Source organism: Dyella sp. ASV21 (genome assembly GCF_016428975.1).
GTDB lineage: Bacteria > Pseudomonadota > Gammaproteobacteria > Xanthomonadales > Rhodanobacteraceae > Dyella.
Genome location: NZ_JAELTT010000077.1, coordinates 1 through 17,711 on the forward strand (window position 1 = coordinate 1; position 17,711 = coordinate 17,711).

Sequence of the window (17,711 nt, forward strand, 5' to 3'; positions counted from 1 at the left end):
ACCGCCGACCGCCGCCAGGTTCTGGCGCATGGCGTCGATCACGCTCTTGTAGTCGGGCGCATTGAAGATGGCCGAACCGGCCACGAAGGTATCGGCACCCGCAGCGGCGATCTCACCGATATTGGCCGCGGTGACACCACCGTCGATTTCCAGGCGAATAGGGCGTCCGCTCTCGTCGATGCGGCGGCGCGCTTCGCGCAGCTTGTCCAGCGCGGAGGGAATGAACTTCTGGCCGCCGAAGCCCGGGTTCACCGACATCAGCAATACCAGGTCCAGCTTGTCCATCACGTAGTCCAGCCAGCTCAACGGGGTGGCTGGGTTGAACACCAGACCGGCCAGGCAGCCGGAATCCTTGATCAGGCCAATGGTGCGGTCCACGTGCTCGCTCGCCTCGGGGTGGAAGCTGATGAGGGTGGCACCGGCCTTGGCGAAGTCCGGCACGATGCGATCGACTGGCTTGACCATCAGGTGCACATCGATGGGCGCGGTGACGCCGTAGTCGCGCAGCGCCTTGAGCACCATGGGGCCCATGGTGAGGTTGGGCACGTAATGGTTGTCCATCACGTCGAAATGCACCCAGTCCGCGCCGGCGGCCAGCGCCTTGGCGGTGTCCTCGCCCAACCGGGCGAAGTCGGCGGAAAGGATGGACGGTGCGATGACGTTGGCTTGCTTGCTCATGCGGGTGGGTCCTGGAAACCTGAAGGCGAAACGGTTGGGAGGCGCCCAGCATGCGCTGCATGCCGTGGTCGCCAGGTTTATTTGAAGCCGCGCTCGGCCTTGATCCGCTCATAGGCGGCATTGATCTCGCTGGCACGCGATTCGGCCTGCTTGCGCATGGCTTCAGGCAAGTCGCCCAGGCGATCGGGGTGATGTTCGGAAATCAGCTTGCGATAAGCGCGCTTCACCGCCCGGTCGTCCACACTGCGCGAAATACCCAGCACGGTGTACGGATCGGGCCCCTGCGTGTTGCGCTGGGGCGGCACGTAACCGCCGTTGCCATAGCCGCCATGCCCGCGCGAACCACCCGCCGAAGCGTTCCAGGCGTAGCCCTTCATCGCCATCAGCGCCATCAGCTCCATATCGCTCACACGCAGGGCGAAGGCCAGCTGGCGCAGGATGGCCATCTTCTCCGGCGGCGGGTTGCCCTCGGCCAACACGGTTTCGATCACCACGTCGAGCACGGGGAAGGCGTGATCGCGGCGCAGGCCCACCCAGCGGCGCAGCTCTTCGATCGCCGGTGTCACGTTGAACTCCGGCTGCTTGCCGGCGTTGAAGGCGGTGATGGCCAACTTGCGCTGGCCGTTCTCCAGCCCCATGCGCTGCATCACCCGCTCGGCCACGGCGATTTCCGCCTCGGAAACGCGGCCATCGGATTTGGCTACCGCGCCCAACAGGGCAAATAGCGGGCTGACGTAACCGCCCGACGGCGGCGTGACGCGACGACGCTGCCCCTGCCGCAGGCTATCGATGATGAAACCGGTGATGCCGCCCACCACGGCACCGGGCAGGCCGTGACCAAAAATGAGTCCGAACAGGGCGAGCCAGAGAGTCCAGGTAAAGGTCATGGGTTGCCTTGTGGTGGCGGCATCTGCGCGCTGTACCAGCGCGCCAGTTCATCGAGATCCGCGTCGCTCATTGGGCCAATGGCCGCGCGCATCAGCGGTACGTTGCGACGCCCATCGCGATATTGCTTGAGGGCTTCGCGCAGGTAGTCCAGTTTCTGGCCGGCCAGATGGGGGGCGCCGGGAATCTGCGCGACGCCCGTCTCGCCGTGGCAGGCCGCGCACAAGCCCAGGCGCGCGGGGCGCGGCGGCGCGGCGGCACCAGCCGGCAGCGCCAGTGCCAGCAGCGGCAGCGCGGCAAGCGCAAACGCCATCCGCAAGCGGAAATGCGATGGGGCGGTGCGTGGCGGCTGAAGCATGGCAACGAGCCCGGGCTCAAAAAGCGCCGATTCTAGCAGCCCCGGACGCCGGCGCCGGCCCGGTCCATGACGTCGCATCTCGCGGGCCTTTGCCAGCCGCTACAATTGCCGTCTTGATCGCCGGCCCGCCCGGGTCGTCATACCGCCTTACCGACCTGGCGCGCCAGGCCGTCCTTCCAGGAGCGAACGAACGTGCCCACCACCCTGCTGCAATCGAACCTGCCGGGCCTTGAGCTGATCCATCGTGGCAAGGTGCGCGATGTCTACGCGCTGTCGGACAACCGCCTGCTGATCGTGGCCAGCGATCGCCTGTCCGCCTTCGACGTGGTGCTGCCCGATCCGATTCCCGGCAAGGGCGAGATGCTCACGCAGATGTCCAACTACTGGTTCGGCAAGACCGCGCACCTGGTGCCCAACCACCTGCTGCATACCCCGCTGAGCGACGTGCTGCCCGCCGGCACCGACCTCAAGCAGTACGAGAAGCGCGCCGTGGTCACCCGCCGCCTCAAGCCGGTGCCGGTGGAAGCCATCGCGCGTGGCTACATCATCGGCTCGGGCTGGAAGGACTACCAGGCCACCGGTTCGCTGTGCGGCATCAAGCTGCCGGCGGGCCTGCGCCAGGCCGAGCAACTGCCCGAACCGATCTTCACGCCATCGACCAAGGCCGCCGTGGGCGATCACGATGAAAACGTAAGCTTCGATGCCGTGGTGGCCGCGGTCGGCCCTGACCTGGCCGAACAGGTACGCGAGGCCACCTTGACCATCTACAAGTGGGCAGCGGCTTACGCCGCCGAGCGCGGCATCATCATCGCCGACACCAAGCTCGAGTTCGGTACCGATGAGAACGGCACGCTCTACGTGATGGACGAGATGCTCACGCCCGACTCCTCGCGCTTCTGGCCGGCCGATTCGTACCAGGTAGGCATCAGCCCGCCCAGCTACGACAAGCAGTTCGTACGCGATTACCTGGAAACGCTGGACTGGAACAAGCAGGCCCCGGGCCCGCATGTGCCCGGTGACGTGATTGCAGCCACCACCGCCAAGTACGCCGAAGCGCTGCAGCGGCTGGCCGGCATCACGCTGGACTGATCCGCCGGCAAGGCCGCCGGGGCCAACGCCCTGGCCTACCCCCCGCTGGTCTCGCCGATGCGATATGGTCAGGCGCAGACACCGCGCCGGTCGCACCGATCGGCGCGGTGGTCTATCAGCAGAAACTGGATGCGCCCGCCATGCTCGGCATGGGCCTGATCGCGGCGGGCGCCTTGGTACTCAACCTCTTCGCCAAGAGCGGTGCGCACTGATGCAGACTTCCGATACGGCCGACGGTATCCGCCCCTGGCTCGATAGTTACAGCGCCGACCACCAGAACGCGACCAATCGACTGCTTCACTGGATCTGCGTACCACTGATCCTGTGGTGCGTGATCGCGCTGATGTGGACCATCCCGGTGCCATCGATGATCGGCCGGCCCGGCCTGTGGGCGGTGGCCGCCCTGGTGTTGGCCTTTGCGTGGTACTGGAAGCACTCGCACCGCTTGGGCGCCGCCCTGCTGGTGGCGCTGGTGCTGATGTGCGTGCTCACCGAATGGGCCTATCGCCAGCTCGGCCCCGCGCACCTGTGCTTCACCGCGCTCGGCGTGTTCGTGTTGGCGTGGATCGGCCAGTTCATCGGCCACGCCATCGAAGGGCGCCGCCCCAGCTTTCTCACCGACCTGGCCTACCTGCTGGTGGGTCCGGCATGGTTGATGGACAAGTTACTGCGCCGCTTCGGCATTTGACCTGCGTCGACCTATGACCACCTTGCTCACCCTCGTCAGCGCCCTGCTTTGGTGGGTGCTCTACAGCAGCATCGGCGCGCTCTTCTTCGCCCTGATCGCCTGGACGGTGCTGCGCTGGAGCGAGCACTGCCCGGTGGTATTCAACCGCACCTATCTCGCCTGCCTGGTATGGACCATGGTCGGCCTGCTGCTGGTGGCCGCCGTGGCCTTGCACGAAGGCCACACGCGACCGCCTTACGGGCCGCTGCTGAGCTCATCGCTGCTGCGCGGCGCCCTGGTGGTGGACATGCTGATCGGCGCGCTGGTGTTGTGGCGCCTGATTCCCCGCATCGACGCGCGACGCATCCGCCCCACCAGTGCCTGCCTGGCGGTAGCCGTGATCATGGCCGTGAGCTTTGGCGTGACGACCAGCCTGATCGGCGGATAACCCACCCCGTGGCGAAACGGAACGGGCCCTGCAGTCGCTCCGTCCCGCTCAATAACCCGTCTTGCGATTCGCCGCGCGTACCGCTTCCACGAAGTTGGTGAACGGTCGATCGGTGATCGCCACCAGACCGATGTGCGCGTTCTCGCCATCCAGCAGGCGCCCGGTCACCGGCTGGTCCACGTACTGGAACCAGTGCGCGCCCACGATATTGGGGTTGCTCACCGCCGCCGCGATATAGCGCGCATAGGCTTCCCCGCGCTGCTGCTCGGTCCACACCGGCACCTGGCCCTTGCCGAACGGACCGCGGTCATCGGAACCGAAGTGGAATTCGGTAATCATCGACGGCTTGTCCAACTTGGCGAGCGCGGCCACGTCGAAGCCATGCTCGGGCACATCGGCGTAAGCGTTGAAGCTCACCACATCGCAGTACTGCGCACACGAGGCCAGCGCCTCGGGCGTGCTCACCGCAAAGCGCCCACCGAGGAACAAATGGTGCGCATCGTGTTTGCGGATGGCTTGCACCACCGTGCGGAAATACTGGTCGGCATAGCTGCGCAGCCATGCACTGTAATCGTCGGCAATGGCCGGATGCGCGTCGTCGGGCGTGGGCGCCGCAAAGTTGGTGGCGTCCAGCGCGTCCCACGCATCCAGGCGGATACCCCAGGCCGCGGCCAGCTTGGCCGGCGTGCCGTACTTGCTCTTGAGCTGGGCGATGAACGCCTGCTTGGCCGCACTGCGCGCCTCGCCACGCAAGGTGCCCTGCGCCAAACCCCAACGTCCTTGTGGCCCCTGTCCGGCCCAAGCCAGCTCGTTATCGGCGAAGTAGCCCAGCAGCCACGGGTCGTCGCGCACATCCTTGGTGGCCTGCACCACCGCCGCCTCGGCCGCCTGGGCGAAACGCGGGTCGAACGGATCAGGCATGCGGCCCCAGTAATCGAAGCCGCTGGAGACATTCCCGAACACGCCGGCGATATTGATCGAACGGGTGTATGCGAAGCGATGCATCTGGGTAAGCGCGTCGTCACTCCAGTTGCCCAGCGTGTTGAACCCCCAGTCCTGCAGGCGGTCGGCCGTGCGCGAGCGCCAAGCCTGACGCCAATGGCGGCCATCGGCCAGGAACAGGTTGGCGGAGTAGTAGTCGAACCATCGGCCATGGTGAAAGGCCAAACCGTGGGAGGCGGACTGCTCACCGGCCGGCTTGGCATCGCTGCCATAGAACGGCGCCCAGCGCCCGCTGTTGGGCGGCAGGTCCTTGAACATGTACTCGCGGCCTTCGATGTAGGTGCGACCACCGTCGTCATCGACCACGTTCACGCCCAGCGAGAAGAAGGCGTGGCCTTCCGGCGTCACCAGCTGCCAGCGGCCATCGCGGCGCTCGGTGTGGAACCAGCCGCTGGGCTTGAAAGCCGGAACGTCGGTGCGACCGCCATAGCGATCGAAACCCTTGCGATCGACCGGCACCGCCGTGGCGGTCGCCTGAGCGGCGCCAGCCTTGAACTTATGACGACCGCCGCGCAGGGCATCGTCCGAATCCACTTTGCCCGGCCACTGCCCCCGCGTGTACTGGCCCCAGGCATCGACGATGCCGGTGTAGGCATCGCGCAGGTCATGGTCGCCGCGCGAGGTATCCAGCTTGCCGAACAGCAGCGACTGGGCTGCCGTCGGCGCCGGCACGCCCAGGCGCACGGCCTTGACGTGTGCCAGATCGATGGAGCCCTCCACCGTGGTCGCCAGCAGCACGCGCTTGCCGCCCACGGTATAGGGCATCGGTGGACCGGCCTGCATGCCCATCGCACGCGGCGAAGTGGCCTGCAGAGGCACGACCAGGGTTTGCGGCGGGCCGGCCGGCACGGGCACCACGGCGTGCAGGTGCTGATCCTTGTCGGCACCGTCGATATCCACCGTCAGCGTGACCGCCCACGGCATCGCATTCTGCATGTCCACATGGAGGGAGCCCTCCTTGGACCAATCCCACTCTCCCTGGCTCAACGACACCACCAACTGGGGCTGCGGCGACGGCTGGAATGCGTAGCGCTGCAAGGACATGCCGCCTACCGTCACCGGCGCGCCATCGCGTTCGACCTGGTCGAGATGGGTGTCGATGCTCGGCACCGTGGTGTGCTGGCTGGCAGCCACGGGCAAGGCGGCCGGAGCCGCGTTCACGCGGCTGAGGTCCGCCTGGTCGGTATCGCTCGCCTTGTGGCAGCCCGCAAGGGCCAACAGGCAGGACAGCGCAAGAGGAGCGATCCGGTTCATCGGCGGCTCAACGAATGGGAATGGCGGGAGTATGCCTGTCTCGTCTGAAGCTTGCCTTGATGCGCCTCGCCAAAGGCGCGGCGCAAATTCATGCCGAGCGCCGCTGCCACGCTCGCCACGCGTAATACACCGGCACGCCCACCGCGATCAGCACCAGGCTCATGCCCGCGTCGCCGGGCGAATGAATGGCGGTAGCCACGATCACACCCAGCACCACCAACACGAACAGCAAGGGCAGCACGGGATACAGCGGCACGCGGTACGGCGAGGGCTCGTTACGAAAACGGCGGCGATACCAGAACAGTGTGGCGATGCCGAAGGCATGCGACAACCACTCGCCTACCGTGGTGTAGTCCACCAATTGGCCGAAGCTGCCGGAAATCACCAGCACGATGGCCCAGCCGCCCAGCACAGCCAGCGCCACGCGCGGCGCATGCGAGCGCGCATCGATGCGACCCACGGCGCGGAACAGCATGCCGTCCGCCCCCATGGTCTGCAGCACGCGGGCGCCACCCGCGATGGCGATGCTGCAATAGCCGAACGTGGAGCAGGCAATACCTACCGCGATCACGGTAGCGCCGCTGTCGCCGAACAGGCGACGCATCAGGTCCGCCGCGGGCGCCTGGCTGGCCGCCAGGCCCGCGTGACCCAGGCCCGCCAAATAGGCGAAGTTCACCAATACGTAGCACACCACCACGCCGGTCAGGCCCAGGCCGAGCGCGCGCGGCAAGGTCTTCTGCGGATCGCGTACCTCGCCCGCCAGGTCATTGAGGTAATGAAAGCCGCCGTAGGTGAACAACACCGGCAGCAGCGCGCCCAGGAACGCGCCCTGCGCCACCGGATGCGCCACGTCGGTGGCCAGCACGCTGCCGAACTGTCCGTGCGCCAGCACCACGCCCGCCACCACGATCAGCACGATGGCCGAAAGCTTGAGCACGGTGAACAGGTTGAGCATGCGCGAGCCGGCACGGATGCCGAAGAAATTCACCGCCACGATCAGCGCGATGGCGCCTGCGGCTATCGGCTTCACCCACAGCGCGGGCGGCAAGCCCAGCGCGGTGCAGAAGTAATCGGCGAACGTGGTCGCCACGGCCGCCACGCTGCCCGGGTAATTGATCAACGCCATGGTCCAGCCGAACAGAAAGGCCGGCAGCTGGCCAAAGGCCTCGCGCAGATAGATGTAGACGCCGCCCGCTTGCGGCCGCCGCGCACCCAGCTCGGCATAACAGAGCACGCCCGCCAGCGTGAGCAGGCCGCCGATGGTCCACAGCGTCAGCAGCTGCGCGCCCGATGACGTGCGCTCGGCCACGGTGGAGGCGCTGCGGAAGATGCCGGCGCCGATCACGCCGCCAATCACGATGGCGGCAGCGTCCCAGGTGCCCAGACGGCGCAGGTAGGTGGTGGAGGTCTCGGCAGACATGGGGCGGCACGGATCCTACGTAACGGGTACGAAAGACGGACCATAGCGCGAGAACGCCATCCAGTTCGACATGCGTCTGCAATATCGGGCTTTGGCGGAGCATTTTCTGACAGCCATGCTCGTTCTTCGCGGACGAATCACGGACCGTGGGGGCACAGTACACGCCCCGGCACTGCACGCCGGCCGCACCTCTCACCGGCCCATCAAGGAGGCGTTATGAGTACCGTCGCAAGCGCGCCCGAGCTCGACCGGGCACTCGCTCCTCTACTCGAATGCGATAGCGCCCTGGTCAAAGTGGCACGCAAGATCAAGGTATTGAAGGCCATCGACTGGCCGGTGGAATTAGAGGCCACATTTCTCGCCGGATACGAACGCGGCAATCCGCAGTTGCCTGAACCACCGCGCCGCCACCCTGATCTCAGCGGAGAAATGGATGCACTCAAGGCCATCATGGCCCGCCTGGACCGAGGCCACCCCATTGGCGACTGGCTGTTCAAGACCGCCTGGAGTTACCTCACGGCCGCACAGATGCTGATGAACGTCGGCACCGAAACATTCACCCGCTGCTCCACCGCCCTGTACGGGCGCCCGGACGCCGTGCATCCGAGCCAGGTCTACAGCGCGGTGGATGCCGCACAGGACGTCATCAACATCACGGACGACCTGGTGAGCCGCGATGCCATCCCGCCGGTGCCAGCCGATATTCCCGCCGAGGTGTTCGCTGAGCGACTGCGCGAGCGACTCGGCAACTTTTTCAACCAGGATCGTGTGGAAGTGGTACTGGACCCGTCCCTGCCCTCCAAGGCCACAGCCGGCAGCCGTAGCATCAATCTGCGCGCCACGGCCATGTTTTCCGAGCTGGACCTGGAGCAGCTCACCGAACATGAAGCCTTCGTGCATACCGCGACCCTGCTCAATGGCAAGCATCAACCCTATCTGAAGTCGCTGGGACTGGGCGCGCCACGCACCACCCGCACGCAGGAAGGGCTGGCCACCTTCTCGGAGATCATCACCGGCGCCATCGATCTGGCCCGACTGCGGCGCGTGGCCTTGCGCGTACTGATGGTGAAGCGCGCACTGGACGGCGCTGATTTCATCGAAGTATTCCGCGGCTTTCTCGATGCCGGGCAGAGCGCGGTGGAAAGCTATCGCAGCGCTTCGCGCATCTTCCGCGGTGGCGATGTGCGTGGACGCATCTGCTTCACCAAGGACAGCGCATACCTCGAAGGCGTGATGATCGTCTACGTCTTCATCCGCAAGGTACTGCAAGCCGGCCAGGTGGAAATGCTGCCGCTGCTGTTCGCCGGCCGCGTCACCACCACCGATGTCATCACGCTTTCGCCCTATTTGCAGAGCGGCCTGATCCAGCGCGCCGTCTACGTGCCCCCGTGGGCGCGCAACCCACAGCGCGTGCTTTCGTTGATGGCGTTTTTCACCGCGGCGCAGCGCTTTCGCCTCGATACGCTGAACCTGGATAACTTCGTGGCCTACGAGAACGAGCTGGTGGACGAGACGTTGCAAACCTCCTGGCAATAGCACGCAAGGGACTGCCACCGGGGCCAGGTTCGTGCTTGACTGTGCGAACCCTGCCCCACCCAACGCCCGCCGTGACTGTTGCCTCCCGCAAGATCATCCACGTGGACATGGATGCGTTCTACGCATCGGTGGAACAGCGCGACGATCCCTCCTTGCGCGGCAAGCCGGTGGTGGTGGCATGGCGCGGCGCGCGCTCGGTGGTATGCGCCGCCAGCTACGAGGCGAGAAAATTCGGCGTGCGCTCCGCCATGCCGGCCGTGCGCGCGGAACGGCTATGCCCGCAGGCGGTTTTCGTGCCGCCGGATTTCGGCCGCTACAAGGCCGTATCGCGACAGGTGCGCGAGATCTTCGCCCGCCACACCGAATTGATCGAACCGCTTTCGCTGGACGAGGCTTACCTCGATGTCACCGTGACGCACACCGGCCTGCCTTCGGCGACAGCGACGGCCGAGGCGATTCGTGCCGCCATTCGCGAAGAAACCCAGCTCACCGCTTCCGCCGGCGTGGCGCCCAACAAATTCCTGGCCAAGATCGCCTCGGACTGGCGCAAGCCCGATGGCCTGTTCGTCATCCGCCCCCACCAGGTGCTCGAGTTTCTGGAACCACTCGCGGTCGGGCGCCTGCCCGGCGTAGGCAAGGTGATGGAAGCGCGCCTTGCCGAGCAAGGCATCACCACCGTGGGCGACCTGCGCAGACACGGCGAACAGGCGCTGGAACAGGGCTTTGGCCGCTGGGGGCGACGCCTGCATGAGCTCTCGCTGGGTATCGACGAGCACGCGGTGCAGCCCGACCGCCCCACCTTGCAGGTGTCGGCCGAAGACACCTTTGCACACGACCTGACCTTGCAGGAACTTGCCCCGCACATTCAGCGCCTCGCTGAAAAAACCTGGGCCGCGCATCAGCGTGAAGCCAGCGGGGACCATGCGCGAATCGCGCGCACGGTGGTGCTCAAGCTGAAGACCTCGGACTTTCATACGCTCACCCGCAGCCTCACACCGTCGGTGCGCCCCGCCTCGGCGGCGGAGTTGGCCGAGCTCGCCTGCAGCCTGCGCCAGCGTGTAGATCGCCCGCCGGACACCCGCTATCGCTTGGTCGGCGTGGGCCTGGCCGGCTTCGTGGATGCGGACAGCTACAGCGCCCAACGCGATCTGTTCGAGCTAAGTGCTTTCAATTGAAACCAAATTTTCGGCCAAGCCGCGCCGACAGATTTGTTAAATGGCCCTTTACTCGACCTTCATTTCCTGAAAGAGTGGCCGTGGGGAACCCAATCGCAAGAACACAACTATGGACGTCTAGGCGCCTATAGCGGGGTTCCTTTGCCTACCAATTCGGGGAGACACCATGCAGTCCAACTATAATCGCCTATCAATAGCGGTACGGCTCGCACTCTCGGTCGGTCTCGTTTCTTCGGCCGCCATCGCACAAGCCCAGGACGCAAGCGGAACGGATGCCTCGACACCACAAGCTCACGGGCCGCAGAGCCAGAGCACCCAGGCCCAAGGCAACACCGAGCAACCCAAGCAGTCCAACGCCAAGACGCTGACCGCGGTATCGGTAACCGGCTCGCTGATTCGGCGCGTGGACGCGGAAACGGCCAGCCCCGTGGTGACGCTGGATCGTTCGGCCATCACCAACAACGGCAGCCCCACGCTCGGCAATGTGCTGCAGGCACTGCCCAGCATCTCGGGCAATGCCACCAACACCCAGAACAACAGCAACGGCGGCGGCGGCGCGAGCCCCACGCTGGAAGGCGGCGACGGCGCGGCTCGCGTGTCGCTGCGCGGCCTGGGTGTGAACCGCACGCTCGTGCTCGTCGATGGCCAGCGCCTGGCCAACGCCGACCTCAACATGATTCCGCAGAACATGATCGAGCGCGTGGACGTGCTGGCCGAGGGCGCCTCCACCGTCTACGGCTCCGATGCTATCGGCGGCGTGGTCAACTTCATCCTGCGCAAGGATTACAAGGGCGCGGAACTGAGCGTCAACGACGGCATTTCCAGCCACGGCGATGGCCAGCGTCACGGCGGACAGTTCACCATCGGCGCCAGTGGCGATGACGGCAACATCGTGGCCGGTATCGACTACAACAAGTACAACCCGGTGCTCGCCCCGCGTCGCGGCTTCTCCTCGCACCAGTTGTACCTGTCCAGCGGCGTGGTCACGCCATCGGGCTCGGGTTCCATCCCCACCGGCCGCCTGTTGGTGCCGGTGTCCAAGTCACCCGGCTGCGCGCCCCGCGCCGGCACCACCAGCACCTACGTCACGCTCGCCAGCGGCAACGGCAGCAGCCTGAGCGACTACCGTTGCTACCTCGGCGCCGCCGATGCGTTCAACTACAACGCCTATAACTACATCCAGACGCAGCAGGAACGTACCAACCTGTTCGTACTCGGCAACTACAAGTTCAACGACTACGTCACCTTCTTCGGCGACGTGTTCTACAACCACACCAACTCCAGCGGCCAGGATGCACCGGCACCGACCGGCGTGGGTGATGGCTGGCAGGTGCTGGCGAGCAATCCGAACAACCCGTTCGGCGTGACCTTCAGCCAGAACCAGATCAATGGTGACCCCAACAGCGGTTACCCGTTCAGCACGCGCCTTACCGGTCTCGGTACGCGCCTGCACACGTTCACCACCGACAACGAGCAGATCAACACGGGCCTGCGCGGCAACTTCGGGCAACAGACCACCTGGATTTGGGATGCCAGCATCGACTACGGCCATTCCCGCCGCGTGCAGACCAACTACAACGAGGTCAACGTACCGGCCTTCCAGGCGGCCATCGATGCAGGCGCCAACATCTTCAACCAGGCGGACCCGGCGGTCACCGCACTGCTCGCCAAGGGTGTGGACGCGCCCGTCTACACCATGACCAACACCATGAAGCAGGCCCAGGCCAATGCCTCCGGTGAGCTGTGGGATCTGCCGGCCGGCGCCATGCAGCTGTCGGTCGGTGCGCTGTATCGCAAGAACACGATGAACTACAACGTGACCAGCGATGCGATCCTCGACCCGACCACCAACACCTGTACCGTGCTGTCCGAAGCGTGCGGCTCGCCCGGTGGCGGCAGCATCAACGTCAAGGAGCTGTACGCGGAAACGCTGATCCCGGTGTTGTCCGAGCAGCCGTTTGCCTATGCCCTGAACGTGGACCTGGGCGTGCGTACCTCCAACTACAGCACCTCGGGCACCACCACCAACGGCAAGATCGCCATCGAGTGGCGCCCCATCGCCGACCTGCTGGTGCGCGGCACGGCCTCGCAGGTGTTTCGCGCCCCCAACCTGGATGAACTGTATGACGGGCGCACGGTAGCCGGTCCGACCTTGAACGACCCCTGCGTCGGCCTTACCGCCGCTCAGCTCGCGCAGCATTCCGCGGCTTGCCAGAACGTTCCGGTCAATTGGGGCGGCAATCCGCTCGGCCAGGTCACGGCTTACTATTCCGGCGCGGTGCCGGCGGGCAGCACGCTCAAGCCCGAGCAAGGCAAGTCGATCGATATCGGCCTGGTGTATTCGCCGGAATGGCTGACGGGCGTGTCCACCTCGCTGGACTTCTGGCACATCTACCTCAGCGACACGCTGACGCCGATCACCGCCCAGACCGTGGCGAATGCCTGCTTCAACAACAACAACAGCCCGTTCTGCAGCTTCATCAATCGCTACGGCCAGACCAGCCAGATCGCCGGTGCGGTCAACTACATCAACACGCCTGTGGTGAACCTGGGCAACCTCAGCACCAGCGGCATCGACTTCACCTTGAACTACGCCATCCCCCACTTCAACGTGGGTGACGTGGACCCGGGTACCTTCAAGGCCGGCTTGAACACCACGTACAACTCAACGTACAAGAACAATGCCGCACCAGGCCAGCCGGGCTCGGAGTCCATCAACTACGCCGGCACCTACAGCCTGCAGTTCGGCAACATCGCTCGCTGGCGCGGCACGTTCACCTTGAATTGGGCGCTCGGTCCGTGGAGCGCGCAGTGGCAGTCGCGCTATATCCATCGCCTGACCAACCTCAACGCAGACGCCATTACCGGCGCCAATGCCTCGATGGGTGCCATTACGTACCACTCCATCCAGGGTGGCTACGAATGGGCCAAGATCCACACCCGCTTCGATCTTGGTATCGACAACCTCACCGGCCGCGTGCCGCCGCTCGCGTACCAGAACGGCTCGAACTACAACGTGGACACGTCGACGTACGACGTGCTGGGTCGCTACTTCTGGGCCCGCGCCACGGTGAAGTTCTAAGCACCACCACGCACAGGGCTTGTCACCAACCTCCCCTGCTCGCGCAGGGGAGGTTTTTTTCGCTTGGGGACTTGGAAGCGCCGCGATTTTCGAACACGCTGTCAGCATGACGGACACCCAGCTCTCCGCGGGCGAGCGCGCCTCGCATATGCTCGATGCCTTCCATGCGGGCGACATGGAGCGCGTGCTTGCGCTGGGCGCAGTCCTCGCGCCCGATACGGCGGACGAAACCACGCTGCTCCTGCTTGGCGCCGCACAACACGCCACCCAGCGAATCACCGAAGCCCTGGCTACCTTTCGCCAGTTGGTGCGGCGTAGCCCGGCAACTTTCGAGTATTGGAACAACCTCGGTATCGTGGCGCGGGAAGCCAACGAACTCGACCTCGCCGAGCGAGCCTTGAGTCAGGCGGCGACACTCGCGCCACACGACACCCAGGTGCAGTACAACCTTGGGCTGCTCTATGCGCACCAGCAACGCTGGCTGGAGGCTCGCCACACGCTGCTGGGCGTGATCGAGCAGGCACCGGATTTTGTCGAAGCACGCTTGCAGGCCGCGCATGCCTGCCACATCTGCGGCGACAACCCGGGCGAAGAGGCCATGTTGGCCGGTGCGGCGCAGTGGCCACCACAGCCGCTGGAGCAGGCGCTGATCCTCGCCACCCTGCTGTCCTCGCAAGGGGAACAGGCAGCGGCGCTGCGCGTCCTGGAGCAAGCGGTGCTTCCCGATGGCGCGGACGCCGAGACCGGGCAGCTTCGCCGGCAGGCGCTACGCGCGGCGTTGTACGAGCGCAGCAATCAGATCGAGCGTGCCAGCGACGCGCTGGCCCTGGTATCGCCCGAGCGGCTGGAATCGCTTCCCGAGGACCAGCAGCGCCTGCGCTGCGAAGGCTGGCTGGCCCACGCGGCCGTTGCCGCCCGAAAAGGCGAGCATGTGCAGGCCACCGAACTCTATCGACGCGTCATCGCTGCCACGCCAACCCATGACATGGGTGCCAACGCCGCATTCGGCCTGGCCAGCAGCCTGGACAAGCGCAACCTTCCGCAAGAGGCCTGGCAGGCCGCATCACAAGCCCATGCCGCGCAATGGGAGATCGCACGAGGCATCGTCCCCGAACTCACCGCCGACGGCAGCACACCGCTCGCCATGAGCCAGCATCGTGTCAGCCGCCTCCAACACGATGGCTGGCCGCCACTGGTGGCGCCATGCAGCGAGCGAAGCCCGGTTTTCGTGGTGGGCTTTCCGCGCTCCGGCACTACCTTGCTGGAGCAGATGATCGACGCCCACCCCGATTTTCGCTCGATGGATGAGCGCGCTTTCATGCATGAGCTTACCGAGCGCATGACCCTGGCCGGGCAGCACTATCCGGACGACCTTGCCCAACTGAACCAAGGGGACACGGACCAACTGCGCGCCCTGTACGGAAACATGGTGCGCAACGTGATACCCGATCTTGGCACGCATCGACTGGTCGACAAGAACCCGCTGAACATGTTGTGCCTGCCGATGATCGCGCGACTGTTCCCCGAGGCACGCATCATCCTGTGCCTGCGACACCCCTGCGATGTACTGCTCAGCTGCTTCATGCAGCCATTTCGTTCACCCGCCTTCATGGTGTTGTGCTCGTCGCTGGAGCGGCTGGCCAAGGGCTACGTGCAAGCCTTCGAACACTGGTTCCATCATGTCGATGTGTTTGCCCCGCGTGTGCTGGAGTGGCGCTACGAATCGGTGGTGACGCGCTTTGACGATCATGTCGCACGCCTTGGGCACTTCCTCGAAGTGGAGGACGCTACCCCCATGGCACGTTTTGCCGAGCATGCACGCGCCAAGGGTTACATCAGCACCCCCAGCTACGCCCAGGTCACCCAGGGCATCCATCGCAAAGCGGTTAACCGCTGGCATGCCTATCGCGAGTATTTCGAACCAGTGCTGCCGATACTGCGACCGATGATGCAACGGCTGGGCTACGACGCCTGAGCGCGGCACCGCGCTCGCCGCATCGCTTCACATAAGTGAGCGTCATCTTCACGACACGCACGCCTCACCGACGTTCGTGCCTTTTTACGTGAAGAGCTTGCGTGGAAAGCCATTCACCATCGCATCGTGAGACAGCGATCCCGTTATGCATCAATGCGCTTTATAACCGCGCCTACAGGCAACTGCAGCGTGTTTTCTTGAGCAGGCGCAACGCATGTTTTTTCGATCACTAAACAGGCTACAAATGCCTTACAAAACAAATTCAAGAGCAACTATTACATGTGACCCAGTACTCACTTTCTGAGTGCGCGCTTCCATTAGTTTGCTCCGCGCTGGGGACGGAGGACATGCAAATCCATGCATACCGCTGCAACGCTTTCGTTGCCGGCGTAAGGGTGAGTCATTGCTGTATTTCACCGATGCCAGGTGCTCTGGCATCGCCACTACTTATGACTATTTGCGTACCAGGGAGAATTTCATGCTCGCAAGACTGAAGCTTGTGTTGGCAAGCAGCTTTGTGGCTGCCACCTGTGTCACCGCCGCGTATGCCGCACCGTCTGCCGACGCTACCGCGCAGGCATCCACCCAATACGTCAGCCCGATGGAAGCGCAGGCGCACGAGAACTGGCGCCACGACATCGCGCGCACGCCCACCCCGTCGGAAGGTTGCTTCCAGGCCAACTATCCCAGCACCGTCTGGCACCAGACCGCGTGCAAGGAGGCCATTCCGCGTGTCGCCCCCGTGCCGCGCTGGCGCAAGCTGGGCGCCGCCCAGAATGCCGGCAACGGCAACGACTACACGCTGCAGTCGTCCAGCCTCATCACGCAGACCGTTGGTACCTTCCCGGTGGTCACGGGCGTGACGTCGGAAACCGGCGTGGGCGTGGCCTCCTACGGCGGCGGCGGCATCCTGGGCGCCAATGAGTACTCGCTGCAGATCAACTCCAGCTTCGACTCCACCACCTCCGCCTGCAAGGGCCACTCCGGCTGCACCGTGTGGCAGCAGTTCGTCTATGCGCCTGACTACAGCGTGCAGGGCGAGGCCGCCGTGTTCATGCAGTACTGGCTGATCGGCTACGGCGGCACGCGCTGCCCGAGCGGCTTCGGCAGCGATGGCGCGGGCGATTGCTACAAGAACAGCGCCGCTGCCACCGCCCCGGACGTACCGGCCACGCAGCTGGGCAACGTCAAGCTCACCGGCACGGTGAGCTCGGGTGGCAATGACACGGTGGTGTTCACCAACGGCACCACGGCCTACAGCTCCAGCGGCAAGGACAGCGTGCTGTACCTGGCCCAGGTGTGGAACGTGTCGGAGTTCAACGTGGTCGGCAATGCCGGCGGTTCGGAAGCCCAGTTCAACAGCGGCTCTTCCATCACCGTCAACGTAGCCGTCAACAATGGCTCCACTGCCGCCCCGTCGTGCGTGGCCAACTCTGGCAGCACCGGCGAGAGCAACAACCTCAACCTGGGCAGCTGCACCGCCTCGGGTGGTTCCACGCCGTCGATCAGGTTCACCGAATCGAACTGATCGATAACCTCGTTATAAACCGTGGTATCTGAGAGCGCCGGGGGCTAGCCCCTCGGCGCTTTCTTTATGAGTCGAGGGGCTTGGCCGCCAAGTCCGTGCTCATCATTACGCGAGCACAAGACAAACGCAGCGTATCCGCCGCTATCCTCGCAAGACGCACCTCCAGCACTCACCCATACAACGCCTTGGCGCCCACGGCGCGCGCGAACACCCGCGCATCATTGCCCTCATCGACGGGCCTTGCGCGCCCAACGCGCCAACACGCGCCGCCATGCCGATCCGCCGTGCAGCTTGTCCCACGGAGCGGTTGCGGCCGCGGGTCGTCCTGCAGCTACCGGCACGGGTAGATGCAGCAGCGTTGACGGTCCATCGCCGTATCGGCATGCGCAGGCGTACGGTTCGGCCAACGCTGACAGCGCGCGCGGCCTTTTACGGATGGGCCACGCGGCCCACTGGCCTCATCGTTATGCGTTCCTGCCCGCCACTGAGGGACCGCCGATGGCGCGCCCATCCGATCTGCGTTTCACCTTTCACCCGGCCCACGGACCGGCCCTCGATGTCGTCCGCTTTACCCTCACCGAAGGCCTCTCGCAGCCCTTCCAACTGGCCCTGGA

At 65.0% G+C, this 17,711-nt stretch carries 13 protein-coding genes; 8 read left to right on the forward strand and 5 right to left on the reverse strand.

From position 1 onward, the window contains the following. The 3 genes from rpe to JHD67_RS18310 form a co-directional block, all read right to left on the reverse strand. On the reverse strand, positions 1–678 hold a 678-nt coding region (gene rpe / locus JHD67_RS18300; protein ID WP_199100631.1), incomplete at its 3' end, for a ribulose-phosphate 3-epimerase. Positions 679–755: 77 nt separating this feature from the next. Next, positions 756–1,565 carry a co-chaperone DjlA gene (gene djlA / locus JHD67_RS18305; protein ID WP_199100632.1) on the reverse strand — a complete coding sequence of 270 codons (810 nt, stop codon included), beginning with the start codon at positions 1,563–1,565 and terminating at the stop codon, positions 756–758. Then, a complete protein-coding gene (locus tag JHD67_RS18310) occupies positions 1,562–1,876 on the reverse strand; it encodes a c-type cytochrome (RefSeq protein WP_199100642.1) in 315 nt (104 codons plus the stop codon). Before JHD67_RS18310 ends, djlA begins: the two co-directional genes overlap by 4 nt. A gap of 237 nt (positions 1,877–2,113) precedes the next feature. On the opposite strand from JHD67_RS18310, the gene JHD67_RS18315 reads away from it, so the two are divergent. The 3 genes from JHD67_RS18315 to JHD67_RS18325 all read left to right on the forward strand — a co-directional run bounded on the left by JHD67_RS18315 (position 2,114) and on the right by JHD67_RS18325 (position 4,125). Beyond that, positions 2,114–3,010: a phosphoribosylaminoimidazolesuccinocarboxamide synthase gene (locus JHD67_RS18315; protein WP_199100633.1), complete on the forward strand. Its 897-nt coding sequence runs from the start codon at positions 2,114–2,116 to the stop codon at positions 3,008–3,010. Positions 3,011–3,221: 211 nt separating this feature from the next. Beyond that, on the forward strand, positions 3,222–3,698 hold the full coding sequence (locus tag JHD67_RS18320) for a DUF962 domain-containing protein (protein WP_199100634.1): 477 nt from the start codon (positions 3,222–3,224) through the stop codon (positions 3,696–3,698). Between the two features lie 13 nt (positions 3,699–3,711). Beyond that, positions 3,712–4,125, forward strand: a complete 414-nt coding sequence (locus tag JHD67_RS18325; protein WP_199100635.1) for a hypothetical protein — start codon at positions 3,712–3,714, stop codon at positions 4,123–4,125. Positions 4,126–4,173: 48 nt separating this feature from the next. Here the strand turns inward: JHD67_RS18325 and JHD67_RS18330 are convergent, their stop codons facing one another. Continuing rightward, the gene (locus tag JHD67_RS18330; protein WP_199100636.1) at positions 4,174–6,381 is read right to left on the reverse strand and encodes a beta-agarase; all 2,208 of its coding nucleotides are present in this window, start codon (positions 6,379–6,381) and stop codon (positions 4,174–4,176) included. Between the two features lie 88 nt (positions 6,382–6,469). Further along, complete coding sequence (locus tag JHD67_RS18335; protein ID WP_199100637.1) at positions 6,470–7,801, reverse strand: amino acid permease; 1,332 nt, start codon at positions 7,799–7,801, stop codon at positions 6,470–6,472. Between the two features lie 216 nt (positions 7,802–8,017). Here JHD67_RS18335 and JHD67_RS18340 point away from each other — a divergent pair, with 216 nt between their 5' ends. The 5 genes from JHD67_RS18340 (at position 8,018) to JHD67_RS18360 (ending at position 17,097) form a co-directional block, all read left to right on the forward strand. Further along, the gene (locus tag JHD67_RS18340; protein ID WP_199100638.1) at positions 8,018–9,337 is read left to right on the forward strand and encodes a flavohemoglobin expression-modulating QEGLA motif protein; all 1,320 of its coding nucleotides are present in this window, start codon (positions 8,018–8,020) and stop codon (positions 9,335–9,337) included. Between the two features lie 71 nt (positions 9,338–9,408). After that, positions 9,409–10,512, forward strand: a complete 1,104-nt coding sequence (gene dinB / locus JHD67_RS18345; RefSeq protein ID WP_343214394.1) for a DNA polymerase IV — start codon at positions 9,409–9,411, stop codon at positions 10,510–10,512. Positions 10,513–10,678: 166 nt separating this feature from the next. Continuing rightward, a complete protein-coding gene (locus JHD67_RS18350) occupies positions 10,679–13,594 on the forward strand; it encodes a TonB-dependent receptor (RefSeq protein ID WP_199100639.1) in 2,916 nt (971 codons plus the stop codon). Positions 13,595–13,700: 106 nt separating this feature from the next. Continuing rightward, positions 13,701–15,569, forward strand: a complete 1,869-nt coding sequence (locus JHD67_RS18355; protein WP_199100640.1) for a sulfotransferase family protein — start codon at positions 13,701–13,703, stop codon at positions 15,567–15,569. A 478-nt stretch (positions 15,570–16,047) separates the two neighbouring features. Next, complete coding sequence (locus tag JHD67_RS18360) at positions 16,048–17,097, forward strand: hypothetical protein (protein WP_199100641.1); 1,050 nt, start codon at positions 16,048–16,050, stop codon at positions 17,095–17,097. Positions 17,098–17,711: the final 614 nt, after the last annotated feature.

Excerpts from the sequence above, each read along its gene's own strand:
- JHD67_RS18335 (WP_199100637.1), bottom strand. The coding sequence starts at position 7,801 with ATGTCTGCCGAGACCTCCACCACCTACCTGCGCCGTCTGGGCACCTGG.
- JHD67_RS18320 (WP_199100634.1), top strand. The coding sequence starts at position 3,222 with ATGCAGACTTCCGATACGGCCGACGGTATCCGCCCCTGGCTCGATAGT.
- JHD67_RS18325 (WP_199100635.1), top strand. The coding sequence starts at position 3,712 with ATGACCACCTTGCTCACCCTCGTCAGCGCCCTGCTTTGGTGGGTGCTC.
- JHD67_RS18350 (WP_199100639.1), top strand. The coding sequence starts at position 10,679 with ATGCAGTCCAACTATAATCGCCTATCAATAGCGGTACGGCTCGCACTC.
- djlA (WP_199100632.1), bottom strand. The coding sequence starts at position 1,565 with ATGACCTTTACCTGGACTCTCTGGCTCGCCCTGTTCGGACTCATTTTT.
- JHD67_RS18355 (WP_199100640.1), top strand. The coding sequence starts at position 13,701 with ATGACGGACACCCAGCTCTCCGCGGGCGAGCGCGCCTCGCATATGCTC.
- JHD67_RS18360 (WP_199100641.1), top strand. The coding sequence starts at position 16,048 with ATGCTCGCAAGACTGAAGCTTGTGTTGGCAAGCAGCTTTGTGGCTGCC.
- JHD67_RS18340 (WP_199100638.1), top strand. The coding sequence starts at position 8,018 with ATGAGTACCGTCGCAAGCGCGCCCGAGCTCGACCGGGCACTCGCTCCT.
- JHD67_RS18330 (WP_199100636.1), bottom strand. The coding sequence starts at position 6,381 with ATGAACCGGATCGCTCCTCTTGCGCTGTCCTGCCTGTTGGCCCTTGCG.
- JHD67_RS18310 (WP_199100642.1), bottom strand. The coding sequence starts at position 1,876 with ATGGCGTTTGCGCTTGCCGCGCTGCCGCTGCTGGCACTGGCGCTGCCG.